This window comes from Micromonospora chokoriensis (assembly GCF_900091505.1).
Classification (GTDB): Bacteria; Actinomycetota; Actinomycetes; order Mycobacteriales; family Micromonosporaceae; genus Micromonospora; species Micromonospora chokoriensis.
Genome location: NZ_LT607409.1, coordinates 688,813 through 701,805, shown reverse-complemented (window position 1 = coordinate 701,805; position 12,993 = coordinate 688,813). Strand labels below are relative to the sequence as shown.

10 protein-coding genes and 1 pseudogene are annotated in these 12,993 nt (G+C 66.8%); 7 read left to right on the top strand and 4 right to left on the bottom strand.

The annotated features are described in order from the left end of the window. The first annotated feature begins 334 nt into the window (after positions 1 to 334). Positions 335 to 1,540, top strand: coding sequence for an IS110 family RNA-guided transposase (locus GA0070612_RS03260; protein ID WP_088986561.1), 1,206 nt, complete (start codon positions 335 to 337; stop codon positions 1,538 to 1,540). Between the two features lie 520 nt (positions 1,541 to 2,060). Here the strand turns inward: GA0070612_RS03260 and GA0070612_RS03255 are convergent. The 4 genes and pseudogenes from GA0070612_RS03255 to GA0070612_RS03240 all read right to left on the bottom strand — a co-directional run. Next, positions 2,061 to 3,017: a hypothetical protein gene (locus GA0070612_RS03255; RefSeq protein ID WP_088986560.1), complete on the bottom strand. Its 957-nt coding sequence runs from the start codon at positions 3,015 to 3,017 to the stop codon at positions 2,061 to 2,063. Continuing rightward, positions 3,005 to 4,168: a restriction endonuclease subunit S domain-containing protein gene (locus tag GA0070612_RS03250; protein WP_088986559.1), complete on the bottom strand. Its 1,164-nt coding sequence runs from the start codon at positions 4,166 to 4,168 to the stop codon at positions 3,005 to 3,007. The genes GA0070612_RS03255 and GA0070612_RS03250 overlap by 13 nt, the downstream gene beginning before the upstream one ends. 6 nt (positions 4,169 to 4,174) lie before the next feature. Continuing rightward, on the bottom strand, positions 4,175 to 5,446 hold the full coding sequence (locus GA0070612_RS03245) for an HsdM family class I SAM-dependent methyltransferase (RefSeq protein WP_088986558.1): 1,272 nt from the start codon (positions 5,444 to 5,446) through the stop codon (positions 4,175 to 4,177). Positions 5,447 to 5,570: 124 nt separating this feature from the next. After that, positions 5,571 to 5,897, bottom strand: a pseudogene (locus tag GA0070612_RS03240) (transposase); the annotation flags it as partial. 488 nt (positions 5,898 to 6,385) lie between these two features. Between GA0070612_RS03240 and GA0070612_RS03235 the strand changes: the two are divergent. The 6 genes from GA0070612_RS03235 to GA0070612_RS31770 all read left to right on the top strand — a co-directional run bounded on the left by GA0070612_RS03235 (position 6,386) and on the right by GA0070612_RS31770 (position 12,911). Further along, a complete protein-coding gene (locus tag GA0070612_RS03235) occupies positions 6,386 to 7,630 on the top strand; it encodes an IS256 family transposase (protein ID WP_088986557.1) in 1,245 nt (414 codons plus the stop codon). Positions 7,631 to 7,852: 222 nt separating this feature from the next. Next, positions 7,853 to 8,200, top strand: coding sequence for a winged helix-turn-helix domain-containing protein (locus tag GA0070612_RS03230; protein WP_231924453.1), 348 nt, complete (start codon positions 7,853 to 7,855; stop codon positions 8,198 to 8,200). A 180-nt stretch (positions 8,201 to 8,380) separates the two neighbouring features. After that, positions 8,381 to 8,785, top strand: a complete 405-nt coding sequence (locus tag GA0070612_RS03225; protein ID WP_088986556.1) for a transposase — start codon at positions 8,381 to 8,383, stop codon at positions 8,783 to 8,785. A 134-nt stretch (positions 8,786 to 8,919) separates the two neighbouring features. Beyond that, a complete protein-coding gene (locus tag GA0070612_RS03220) occupies positions 8,920 to 9,720 on the top strand; it encodes a hypothetical protein (protein WP_157742412.1) in 801 nt (266 codons plus the stop codon). After that, the gene (locus GA0070612_RS03215) at positions 9,708 to 10,133 is read left to right on the top strand and encodes a hypothetical protein (protein WP_088986554.1); all 426 of its coding nucleotides are present in this window, start codon (positions 9,708 to 9,710) and stop codon (positions 10,131 to 10,133) included. The genes GA0070612_RS03220 and GA0070612_RS03215 overlap by 13 nt, the downstream gene beginning before the upstream one ends. A 1,593-nt stretch (positions 10,134 to 11,726) precedes the next feature. Continuing rightward, a complete protein-coding gene (locus tag GA0070612_RS31770) occupies positions 11,727 to 12,911 on the top strand; it encodes a hypothetical protein (protein WP_167393599.1) in 1,185 nt (394 codons plus the stop codon). Positions 12,912 to 12,993 lie beyond the last annotated feature (82 nt).

Here is a 12,993-nt window from a genome sequence, read left to right as displayed (position 1 = left end):
ATCACCGACGCGCGCAAGATCATGGACTGCCCCGGCGTCCTCGGCGCGACGCCCCGGACGTCGGCCGTGGTGGCTCCGGGTGTCCCGTCGGAACCCGCGACCGGACATCGAGGTGTGTCGTTTGCCGTGTGGACCCGGTGGGCCGGGTGACTGTCTGGGTGTGTGCTGCCGATGTCATGGTCAGCTTGGAGTAGGACGCCCCGGCCCTCGCTGACGACCGCTGTATCAGCACTGGATGGAGACTTGCGACAGATCGCCCTCTTTCGAAGTTGTGGCTACTGAACCGCGGCGGGTCCACGCCCCTTGACCAGACAACCGAAGAGGGTGATGCCCGATGGGCAGCCTGTGGGCCGGCGTCGACGTCGGCAAGACCCACCACCACGTGTACGTCATCGACGGCGACGGCACCGTGGTGATGTCCGAAAAGATCCCCAACGACCAGCACGCAATCTCCGGCATCGTCGGGCGGCTCGGTAAGCGCCGCAAGCCGATCAGCTGGGCCGTCGACCTGCGCGGCGGACCGGCGTCGCTGTTGCTGGCGGTCCTGTTCGACCGCGGTGCAGACGTCCGCTACGTCAGCGGCATGGTCACCTCGCGGATGGCGGAGGCGTTCCACGGCGAACGCAAGACCGACGCCCACGACGCCTACGTCATCGCCCAGACCCTGCGCATGCGCGCCGACCTACCAACCCTCACCCTCGCGGACGGGGTGCAGCAGCAGTTGAAGCTGCTCGTCTCCCGCCGCCTCGACCTGGTCGCCGACCGGGTCCGCCTCACCGCCCGCATCCAAGACCTGCTGGCCATGATCAGCCCCGCGCTCGAGAAGACGCTGAACCTGCGCAGCAAGGGCGCGCTGCGGCTCCTCACGCAGTGGCAGACCCCCGCCGGGCTGCGCCGCGCCGGCGAGGCCCGCATCCTGGCCCACCTACGCCAGCACGGCGTCCGGGCCGCCAAGGCACTCACCGCCAAGGTCCTCGCCTCCGCGCGGACGCAGACCGTCGCCGTCGCCGGGGAGGCCACTGCGGCCGGGATCGTGGCGCAGATGGCTACCGACCTGGAAGCGGTCAACGGCCGCATCGTCGCCATCGAGGAAACCATCGCCGGCATCGTCGCCGAGCACGAGCTGGGGAAGATCGTCACCAGCCTGCCCGGCATCGGCACCACCCTCGCCGCCGAGTTCCTCGCCCACGCCGGCACCCTCACCACCTACCCCAGCGCCGCCGCGCTCGCCGCCCACGCCGGGCTCGCCCCGATCTCCCGCGACTCCGGACGCAGGCAGGGTCACCAGATCCGACCGCACCGCTACCACCGGGGCCTACGCCGGGTGTTCAGCATGTCCAGCTTTACCGCCCTGACCCACTGTCCACGATCACGCGCCTACTACGACAAGAAACGAGCCGAAGGAAAGACCCACCGCCAAGCCACCGCCGCCCTGCCCAGACAACGCCTCAACGTCCTCTGGGCCTGTATCCGCGACAAGACCCCCTACCAGCCCCAACAGCCAAGATTGGCAGAGGTGGCGCTGTGCGAACTCGCGTAGAGACTCCTCCAGCGGATGCCAACCAGGGCGAACCGCGGCCAACGCGGGTCACCGCGTCGACCGCCGGTCGCAAACCGGGGTTCGTGTGCTCCGGCTGTGGTCCTGGGCTGGGACAACGGCGGTCCGGGGAACGTGGGCCACTCCCTGCCACCCCAGGTCGACCCCCAGGTCGCTAGACTGGGCCCTCGCGCCCCCGTAGCTCAGGGGATAGAGCATCGGTTTCCTAAGACGATGCTCTATATGCGCCCGCATGGCCGATTATCTGCGGCTTTCCTGGTTGTCGCCTCTCGTGCGCTGGTCGCATATGAGCTTGCTGTGCTCGCTTGCGCGGGATCCGCGGTCTGACCGTTGCTCGGCTCCTGCGGTAGCTAGGCTTGCCGAATTTATACTGACGCCGACTTCGCGACAGCGATAGCCCCGACCAAGTGCTGGGGAAGGACTTTGCATTGCTTCCCGGTGCCCCCTGCAGTAATAACCTCCCTTGTCCATGCGGGTTCCCTCGTCCGCCAGAATCCGCCCGTCAGTCCCACGTGGTCTTCACGTCGTATTGCAGGTACTCCCACGGGTCGCTAGTACGCAGACTGGGCGGGATGGTCTCTTGGAGCTCGAGCGAGACCTCCTGACAGGTGAACTGCGTGATCCCAAGAACCGTTGGGTAAATCTCATACCAGGTACGTACCTGAGCCGCGTGGTCCTCGAACGTCGAGGTGGAGTCCTCGCTTGGTTTGACATGCGTGAGAGTGTTCCGCCGGGTGACCCAGTTCATCCAGTTGCTTCGAAGGCGGTCCCACACATGGGGTGGCGCTTGCGGCTTGGCTTCGACCATAAGCAGGTCGATAGAGTATTGGAGGCCGCGCTTTCGCCCACCCGCGGCCGGTTCGGGGGCGGGCCGGAGCGCCTCGGCGAGGCCGCCGGTCCGCACGTAGAGCGCGGTGCCTGCCAGCTCCGGCCAGGGCTCGGGGATGTCCTGAAGGTGTAGGACCTGCTCAACAAGTCCCTTATAGGCCGCTCTGATGTGCGGGTCCGCCGGATACCAGGCCAGCACCATCGGCAATGCCGGATCGAGCGTGCCGGCCACCATGCCGAGCGTCCACCCGCGAATGATGGGTGAGAGTGACTGGGGACGAACGTCCAGCTGGGGTGCATCGGCGTCCATGCGCCGCTGGACCGCGTCTACGAGATTCGAGGAGAGCTCATCGGACAACCCGGTGTTTCGGAGGCCGGCGAGCAGCCAGGTGGCGAGTACGGAGTGCTCCACGGGCAAGGCCAAGTCGTCGGCAGCCTCCGTCTCGAGCGAGGGCGCATCGAAGCACCACTTGGCGTCGTAGTCCTGTGCCCGGGCCTCGAGCCACTCCAGGTCGCATCCGATCTCCCCGAGGCGTTCGCCGAGCTCGCCACCGAGGTTGCCGTCCGCCAACAGCAGGTAATAGAGCTCGGCGAAAACCAGCGGCGAGAGCTGGCAGGTCAGCTCTCCCACAGGAGCAGCTCCAGACGCTGGGCCAGCGGAAGGACGACCGCCGGCGTTTCGCCCGGCTCCAGAGCCGCCGCAGGCACCGGGATGCGCCCAAGGTCGGTCGCAGAAATCCACGGGACCGTCGCCCCGACGGTGAACACCTGTCGCACCCGGTACGCATCCTGCCCGTTGAGGTAGTGCGCCAACGCGGGACCATGCGAGGGATTTCGCAGCCGGAGTACCAGGACGTTGGTGTCAGCGACCACACGAGCATCGGCAATGCGAGCGTGCGGCAGATTCCCGAGGGCCGCCACCAGGAGATCACCCGGCTGCGCGACCGTAGGGTTCCCCTCTTCCTCCGGCACCCACCGACGGGGAGCCTTTCCGCCAAGCATCGTAATGTCGGCGACGGGCAAGTAGCCTGGTGCCTCTTCCTCAATGGCGAGCCCGCGGGTGTTCCTGCCATGCAGGATCTCGCCGCAGAAGTCCGCCAGCGGCTCGCCTGCGGTCAGGATCGACGGGTCTGGCGTCGCGAGCGCCATGCGCCACTCGGTCGCGCGCAGATCTGTCGTCTGCCACCAGGTCTCGACCGCCTCTTCCTCGTCGACGTGGGTCGAGTCCTCAACGGCACAGAGAGGGCCGTTAACCCGGCGCAATCGTTCCACCGACGGGACTGGGACGATGGCATCAAGAAGCGACGACGGTTCGACAGCAGCGATGGCCGCACCCTGCGAAAGATTGGCCCGCAGGCGACGCCCGCTCTCGCTGCTCAGCACGCCCCAAAGCCACAAGCCGAACTCCGAGTCGAGCGGACGCAGTGCTGTGAAGCGCGCGGCAACTAGCGCGCCGCGGAGGTGTTCAGAAACCAGCACGGCCGGGCCTAGGCCGACGCGAGGCACCAACACGTCTCCGGCACGTAGCTCGGCACCAACCTGGAAGACGGAACCCTGGTACTTCTTGCTTCGTCGCCGGATACCGCCGCTCACAGGGTCAACGCTCGCAGGGGTCACCACCGGTGATCCGGAGGCCGCAAATGACCGGGGGGCGAGACGGGTCGCGAGGCCGCGGAGCGGGACCGCCTGCTCAGCGGTGGGCCAGCGGAACGCTTCGGCGGTGAGGCGACCAGGCTCCCAGTTCCGCTCGAGCCGCAAATCGAGAATCACACTGGTGAACATGGCGATCTACTCGCCGTCTAGGTGCTCAAGCGCCGCGTTCATGGCAGCGCCGGACTCAGAAAGCTGAGCCGCCCAGTCCTCGCCAAGCTGGGCGACAAACGTCTCCCCTGGCTCGGCACGGTCGATCACCAGCAGCACAACGCGGATGATGGTGCCCTCGAGCGCACCCGCCGGGAGGCCGATCAAGGCACCGACGCGGTACTCACTTGCAAGGTATCGGCGATACGACTCCAGCGGCTGGCTGAAGGTGATGTTGTTGGGCAGCAGGAACACCGCGCGACCACCGGGGCGCAGCTTGCGCAGGCACAGGTCGATCGCTGCAACCTCAAGCTCCCGCGCGGGCACCCCACTCAGCAGGGTCCATGGCTGCTGAAGGCGTCCGAATGGCGGGGCCGTCACGATGATGTCCGCCTCGGGGAGCTCCATGTTGTAAGAGTCACCAGTGGTGATCCTGGCCCGCGCCGGCGCAGTCCGAGCGATTTGCTCGGCAAGCTGGGCTAGCTGGGTGTTGATCTCCTGACCAACAAATTCGACCGGGCCGTCCAGTTCCCGTGCGCGATCCATCGCGGCCCAGAGAAAGTTGCCTGTGCCGCAGAAGGGATCAAGGACTGTGCCGCCGAGCTTCTTGCCTGTGAGGCTACCGACAGCGTCGGCGATCACCGGAGCGGTCGTGTGCTCTCCGGGGTGCGGCGCCCTCAGCGCGAACGACGCTAGTGCTCGACGCCGAGCCTGCCAAAGCACGTCGTGACGGACCGGAAGGAAATCGCCGCCGGCGGTTTCGATCCCGGGCACCGGTGTCTCCGCCAGCAAGTCGGCCGGCGGGAAGAAGAAGTCGACGGGATGACCTTTGTCGCGGGCCTTCTCCGCCTCGAACCATAGACGATCCATTAAGAGTGATGTGGCCAGTGAAGGATCCGTCAGGAACCCAAAGTCACCGTAGGCGGGATTCACCGGACCATCCACCGGATCCATTGAACGCATACTGCGGTCGGCACGGAACCACTGGCCGTTGATAACCCCGTAGTGCTCCACCGTGCCGAGCAGTTCACGCCACTTGCGCAGTTGTGAGAGCATCACCGCCGGCTTGACGTTTGCGCCGTTCTTAACCTCAACGGCGAGCCACGGGACGAGGTCGCCGTCAGCGTTCGCGGCGTACGCGAGTGCGTCAAGGCGGCGGTTGGAGTAACGGTCGACCTTGGGATCAAGCTGGACCAGCCGATAGCCGGCAGCCTGCAGCTTGGCGCGGATTTCGGTACGACCTTCCCGTTCCTTAGCCATCCGATCCCCCTCCCTCCGGCTCAAGCAAGCCGCGAATCGTATCACGGCACATCTGCCGCTTGGCAACGCAAATCATGGGGGTTTCTCCCTGGGTTCCGCCAAGCGGCGATGGTTCTGGCTGGGCGGGATAGTAGGGGATCTTGTCGCGGAGCATGGCGAACGGGACGTCGCAGCGGCGTCGGGCGACGCCGATGAGGGCGGCGTTGTGGCACTTTGCCTTCGGCGCGTTTGCGGTCGTAGTAGGCCCGGCTTACGGGATCGGCTAGGGCGGCGAACGCGGCGAGGAATAACGCGCGTTTGGGGTCCTTGTCCCGGCGTGGGGTGGGTGTTCACCGCGGATGCTGCTGCCCGATCTTCCGGTCACCGCTGCGAGCCCGGCATATGCGGCGAGGTGACCGGTGGTGGCGAAGGCGATGCCGTCGCCAACCTGGAGCCGGATCCGGGCTGCGGTCCCGCTGGCCCTCTTCACGAAGCAGGTCCCCAGGGGTACCGCCACTCATGCTCTTCCCCATGAGATGGCCCGCGTGCTCCTCGAACGCAAGTTTGACCGGGTTGTTCAGTGCGAAGGGGCGACACGACTGCACCAACCAACCAACTCGCATCACTACCGCACGCCCTTCACCCGCGTGTCCTCGCCGGACCGCACGAGCGGTGGTCCAGTACGCGAGGCAAGGCGCCAGGCCGCCACGGCGAGGAGGACGTGTACCGCCAGCACTATCGACGGCGTTGGCCTGGATGAGTGTCGCCAGGCAGGGACGCGCTACAGAGGTTGAAAAGGTTGATGTCCGTCGACGTGTTGGCGTGATCTGGGTCGCCGATGGGGTTGCGTCCAGGGAAGTGGTGTACGACTTGCCCGTGATGGGCGTGTTGCGTAGATGAGAGACGGCCATCGCGTCGATCCTTCAAGACGACCAAGTCAGAGAAGGAAGAGAGAACGCGATGGCCGCATCTGAGAGTGTGAACCCTGTTGACCTGCTGCGCGAGCAGATCGAGGGCGCGTCGCCGGACGTGTTGCAGGCGATGATCAAGACGTTCGTGCAGGCGGTGATGTCCGCGGAAGCGGACGCGATCTGTGGCGCCGGCTATGGGCAGCGCAGCGACGAGCGGGTCAACTCCCGCAACGGTTATCGGCCGAGAGAGTGGGACACCAGGGCCGGCACGATCGACCTGGCCATCCCGAAGCTGCGGCAGGGCAGTTACTTTCCGGACTGGTTGCTGACGCACCGCCGTCGGGCCGAACAGGCGTTGGTCTCCGTGGTGGCCACGAGTTACCTGCTCGGGGTGTCGACCCGCCGGGTGGAGAAGCTGGTGGAGCAACTCGGCGTCAAGCAGTTGTCGAAGTCGCAGGTGTCGGAGATGGCCACGCACCTGGACGCCCAGGTCGAGGCGTTTCGTAACCGGCCGCTGGACGCCGCGCATTACCCGTTCGTGTGGATGGACGCGTTGACGATGAAGGTCCGCGAGCATGGGCGGACGGTCAACGTCCACGCGCTGGTCGCGGTCGGGGTCAACGCCGACGGTCAACGCGAAGTCCTCGGCGTGGATGTCGCCTCGGATGAGGACGGCGCCGGCTGGTTGGCGTTCCTACGGTCGTTGACCGCCCGCGGCCTGTCCGGCGTTCAGCTGGTCATCTCCGATGCCCACCGCGGTGTTGTTGGCGCGATCGGCGCCGCCCTGCCCGGCGCCGCCTGGCAACGCTGCCGCACCCACTACCTGCGCAACCTGCTCACGAAGGTTCCGAAGTCGGCCCAGCCATGGATCGCCACCCTTGTCCGGACGATCTTCGACCAGCCCGACGCCGACGCTGTCCGAGCCCAGTTCGACCGGGTCGTCGCCACGATCGAGGCGAAGTTCCCGGCCGCAGCCGAGCACCTCGACGCCGCCCGCGACGACCTGCTCGCGTTCACCGGCTTCCCGCGTGAGATCTGGCGCCAAATCTGGTCGAACAATCCGCAGGAACGGCTGAACAAGGAGATCCGCCGGCGCACCGACGTCGTCGGGATCTTCCCGAACCGGGCGGCGATCATCCGCCTCGTCGGCGCCGTCCTCGCCGAGCAGACCGACGAATGGACCGAAGGACGCCGCTACATGGGCTTGGAACTTCTCGCCAAAGCCCGCCTCGTCATCGTCGAGCCGGACCAACACGACACCGACCACGCCGATCCCAGCCCGATCGCCGCCTAACATCAAAACCGGATCCCGCGATGGCCGTCTCTTACACCACCAGCGCGGACGTGACCGTCGATGGGTTCGGTAAGCCGGTGGTATGAGGTATCCGGCTGGTGGTGGCATGAATGCGGCAGCCCGGGTTCGGCGTGAGAAGGTCCGGATCCAGGCCGCGACCATGTTCGAGGAGTCCGTACCAACCGCGCAGATGCTTCTGAGCTGCGGGTTTCCGAGAAGTCGGTGCGTCTGTGGCGGCGGCAGTGGACTGCTGGCGGAACGGAGGCGCTGGCGTCGGTCGGGCCGGACGGCTCGGACTGCAAACTCTCCGTTGAGCAGCTGAGACAGTTGGCCGAGGTGCTCGATGAGGGTCCGGTCGTGCACGGCTGGGACGATGCCCGTTGGACCCTCGCCCGGGTGGCGGAGGTGATCGGACGCCGTTTCAGCGTGTCCTACACGCTGCGCGGCCTGTCCTATCTGCTGCATCGCCTTGGGTGCAGCCAGCAGGTTCCCACTCGTCGGGCGATCGAACGCCTTCCGGAAGCGATCGCCGGCTGGCATCGCGGGCGGTGGCCGTCGGTAAGAGGTTAGCGGCGGCGCGGGGCGCCTGGATCTGCTTCCAGGACGAGGCAGCGCAGGTCATGCGACCGCCGGTGGCCAGGACGTGGGCCCGGCGCGGACACACCGCTCGTCGAGGTCCCCGGCAAGGGCTCCGGCCGGGTCTCGATCGCCAGTCTGGTCGGCCTCAAGCCCGGACAGCGAGGCCGGCTGATGTGGCGAACCCGGCTGCACCACGGTCGCAAAGGCGAGCGTGGCAGCTTCAGCGAGGACGACTACGTCGCCTTCCTCGACCAGGCCCACCAGCGCCTGCAGGCACCGATCGTGCTGATCTGGGACAACCTGAACACCCACGTCAGCCACCGTATGCACGCTCTGATCGCCGTCCGGCCGTGGCTGACCGTGATCCGGCTACCCGCCTACGCCCCGGACCTCAACCCCGCCGAAGGCGTCTGGCGCTGGATGAAACGCGGCCTGACCAACACCGCCGCCCACGGCGTCGACCACCTCGCTGAACTCGTCAAACGTCGACTCCGCGCCTGTCAGCAACAGACCGACCTCCTCGCCGGCTTCCTCGCCAGCACCGGCATGACCCTCGAACCCGAACCACCGAGATAGCTCGAACCTCGGCCTTTCAACCTCTTTAGCAGTGCTGCCCAGCAGATGTTTCCCGCTTGACTACTGCTCCTCGGCAAGGTTGCTCCGCGTTTTGGGGATGTTCAATGCTGCACCGAGGCCCGAGAATGGCCTGCGTGGCAGTTTCGCCCGGCACGGCAGATGCGACCGGCCCCGATGGCAGCCCTTCCGTCCATTCGGTCCCCGGTATCTCAGCCACGCGAGGTGGCCTTTCTGGTGCTGATTACGTCAAGTACTCCCGCAGCGCTCCAACGACGGACGGCGGGTCGGACGGCCGGTGGATCGCCGCAGACGAGTCCGGCTGGGATGGCGAGGCGCTTTTTCAGCCCACTGAGCCGTACATGACCATCGGTTCGGTTGCCATCGATGACGGCGACGCCGGCATGGTGCTGGACCTGCTGCGCCGCGACGCCGGTATCAAGCAGGCTGGTGAGCTGAAGTTCAGCCACTTCGCCCGGGGCGGTAACCAGCGGCGGCTTAAGGTACTCGCGACGGCGCTGGAGCCCGGGGGCATGCTTGCCGGCAGGGCGAGCATCTTCATGATCGACAAGCGGTTCTTTGTCGCGGCTAAGATCATTGACCTGCTGCTTGAAGAGCATGCGTACAAGAACGGGATCGACCTGCATGCGGATGATCAGGCTCGCCGGTACGCACAGAAGCTAATCGAAGAGGGCCCGCGGGCGCTTGGGGCGCCCATGTTCGACGAAGTGATCAGAATGTTCGTCCGCTTCGCCGGCATCCGCAACCGTGGACAGGCGTTGGTCGAGGTAGCCGAGTTGTTCCGGGTACTCGATGCTGCCGAGCGCCGATCGCAACGCCGGGCGGTCACGGACATCCTGATCATGCTGCTACGGTGCCGCGCGCAGGCTGATGAACTGCAGAAGACGATGCTTGAACCGGACCGATGGAACCGTTGATCCCGACGATGCCCGCAGTGTTCAACGAGTGGTCACGGCAGATCGGCCCGGCCAGCCTGCTCATGGACGCCCACAAGGTTATGACCGACGACCGCATCGACATCTTGTGGATGGCCATGACGGCGGGTCACCCAGACTTTCGATTCGTCTGGGCTGGCGTCAGGCCGCGAGGGCTGGCACGGGGTGACTCATGGGATCATCCGTCGATCCAACTCGCCGACCTCGTAGCCGGGGCGGGACGCGCAGTGGCGCACTTTCACGAAGGCTTGACCACCTCCACCGCAGAGGTCGGCGCCGCACTTGCATCCAGCGTCGCCCCGCTCATCACACCGCACAGCCTGATCGCGCACGACGAGCCCGCCCGCTTCTCCCGACCAAAAGAGTCGAGGGGCCACCCGTCTACAGGCTCGTAGATCGCAGGCAGCCCGATCCTGTTCGGTGTCAACGCGGGTTAACCTTGGCCCCTTCGTTCGGGGGGTTCCGAAACCACGGGTCAGTTTCAGGCGGCGCCGACAGTTTGGTTCGTTCTTTGGTCCGGGCTGCCTTATTTGGCCGTGTCCAGCTCCATTGAGTACGCCGTGCCCCTTACTGTCGTGTGGTGCAGCGATGGGATTCGCTCAATGAGCGGCAGCTCGACCTGCTTCGCCGGATCCACGGCGGCGATGACCTCAGCGGCTCGGACGGCGTCGAGTACCGGCGGTCGGCGCGTGCGCTTCAGGACCGGAACCTGGTGACGGTGACACGCAAGGCAGGGGTGTGGAGGGCGTGCTCGACCGACGCCGGTCGCTTCTACCTTGAGCATGGCCACCATCCCGATCATCCCGACCACCGCGCTTCCCTCCCGCGTTCCGAGACGCCGGCACCCGGCGGCATCGCCGGCGGCGCTTCGTCGGCGGAGCTGCTGCGATCAGCTCGCGAACTGCTCGACCGCCTACAGCACGAGGGCGGCATGGTCCGTATCGAGAGTCCCGACAGTGGAACGCGTGCCCGGTACCGGCGGAGCATTCACGCGTTCAAGCAGCAGGGGCTTGTGCCGTCGGGTCACCATCTGCGCCACACTGGCCGTGACGCCGGGGACATCGTCATCCGCCTGTACGCCGGTGCCGGTCCGGACGAGACCGACTGGAACCGGATCCGGCTCAACACCCGACGTGTCACCACCGACCCGCATCTGGCGTTCAGCGCTCTCGAAGCCGATCCGACCAACCTCGCCGTCAGCCCGGGCTTGCTGCCCCGGGCGTTGCTGCTGATCCGGCAGCTCGCCAGCGAGGCGGCCCGGCGTGGGCACCGGCTCGGGGTCAACACCAAGGCGAAACACCCGCAGGTGTTCCTCCAGGCCGGGCAGGTTCGACGCACGGTCACCCTGACCGAGGAACGCGACCAGGTCCCGCACGAACCCACCGCCGAGGAGCTGAAGGTGCTGCGCCTGCGGCCGTGGATGAAACCCGCGGAGTTCGACGTCGTCGACTCCGGCAGGCTCCGCTTGGAGATCGCCCGGGCCGGACACGACAAGCGGGACACCTGGACCGACACCGCCCGCGTACGTCTGGAACAGCGCGTCGCGCAGATCATCCAAGAGTTCGAGGCTGGCGTCACCACCGACGAACAGCAACGGCGGGCAGCCGAAGCCGCGCGGGAGAAAGCCGCGGCCGAGCACCGGCGGCGGCAGGAGGAAGCCGCGGCCGAGCGCAGACGGCAGGAGGAGGCCACCCTCGCCCAATGGCACGCCGCGATGGCCGACGCCCGCGTCCGAGCCGCAGACACCATCCGCGCGGAAACCTTCCGCCACGCCTACCAGGCGTGGACCACCGCAGCCGGCATCCGCGCGTTCTGCACCGCCCTCGAACAGGCGGCCGAGGGAAGGACCGTCGGCGGGTACCTCGCCAGCTGGGTCGCGTGGGGCAGGGCCGCCGCCGACCGGATCGACCCCACCCATAATCCCCGCGTGCTGGCCGACATCAACTACAAGCCCGAACCCGGACCCGACGACCTGCGCCCGTTCCTCGGTGACTGGAGCCCTCACGGACCACGCAAGGAGCACCGCCCTGATCACGACCGGCAGGCCCACGCCGACATCCGCCGACAAGCGGAATCGTGGCACCACGGGCTGCGCGACCGCGGCGCCTGACGTGCATCCAACCGTCACCACACTCCGGCCGGATGCGCACGAGCCTGCGCCGGGACCTGCCGCCATCGCGGCGCGAACCGCCACCACGACCCGGTACCACGCAACAAGCGACGCTTACCCGAAGGACGGCTGGATGAGAATCGACCCCTCCCGCTTCACCGTCGGCGACGAATGGGCGTACCGGCAGTCGGACCACGCACCGTCCGAACGCGTCCGCATCCTGGCAATCGAGCCGAAGAAGACCAGCGCCCGCCTCGAGATCAGATTCCTCGACGACCCCGACGAACGGGTCGAGAAGGTCCCCGGATCACGGCTGCGGGTGCCGTGGAACGAGGTCGGGACCTTCGACACGCTGATGGCCAACTGGCAACGCATCGACGACCTGAGCCTCGACCACACAGAGGAAGCCTGCGTCGAGGAGATCTTCAGCCTCCTGATCAGCGATGACGTAGCCGAACTGCTCTGGTCCCCGGTGTCATGCGCCACCGACATCCACGACAGGGCCCGGCTGAGCGAGATCATCAACGGCCCGGTCGACGACATCCTCGCCTCGGCTGAATGGTTCGACCACGACGGCCGGACCATCCTGTCACCGGCCGGCACCCTCCAACTGGTCGAGGCCGCCTGCCGCGCCCATCCGACCCAGGTCCTCGACCTCGTCATCGAGCAGGAAGCCCAGTCCCGCCACAAATGCAAGTTCGGCGACGACTACCGCGTCGGCCGCGACAGCCGATCGACGACACCGGAATGGGAGTACGACTGGTACCGCCGCCACGACCGGCCCCGTCACGAACTACTACGCCAGTGGTGCGGCCACCGGGCAGTCACCCACCACGAACGGTTCCTCGCCGCCGAAGCCGAAACCCACCGCCTCGACATCCTGGTAACCGACCTCCTCAGGGCCCTGGACAACCTCGGCGAACACGAGCAGGCTGCCCGGTTCGCGGAGGAACACGAACGCGACCGCATCACACCCCACACGATGCGTCCCGTCGTCGAACGTCCCCTACACCCCTCCGAGATACCCGTACGCGAGATCAAGGTCAGGAGCCGCTGGTGGTGAATCGCCCTGAAGGCGGGGCCCCAGCCGACTCTGCTCGGATGAAGGCAATGGGTCAGGAGGAGCGCCGTTCCTCGCACTTCCA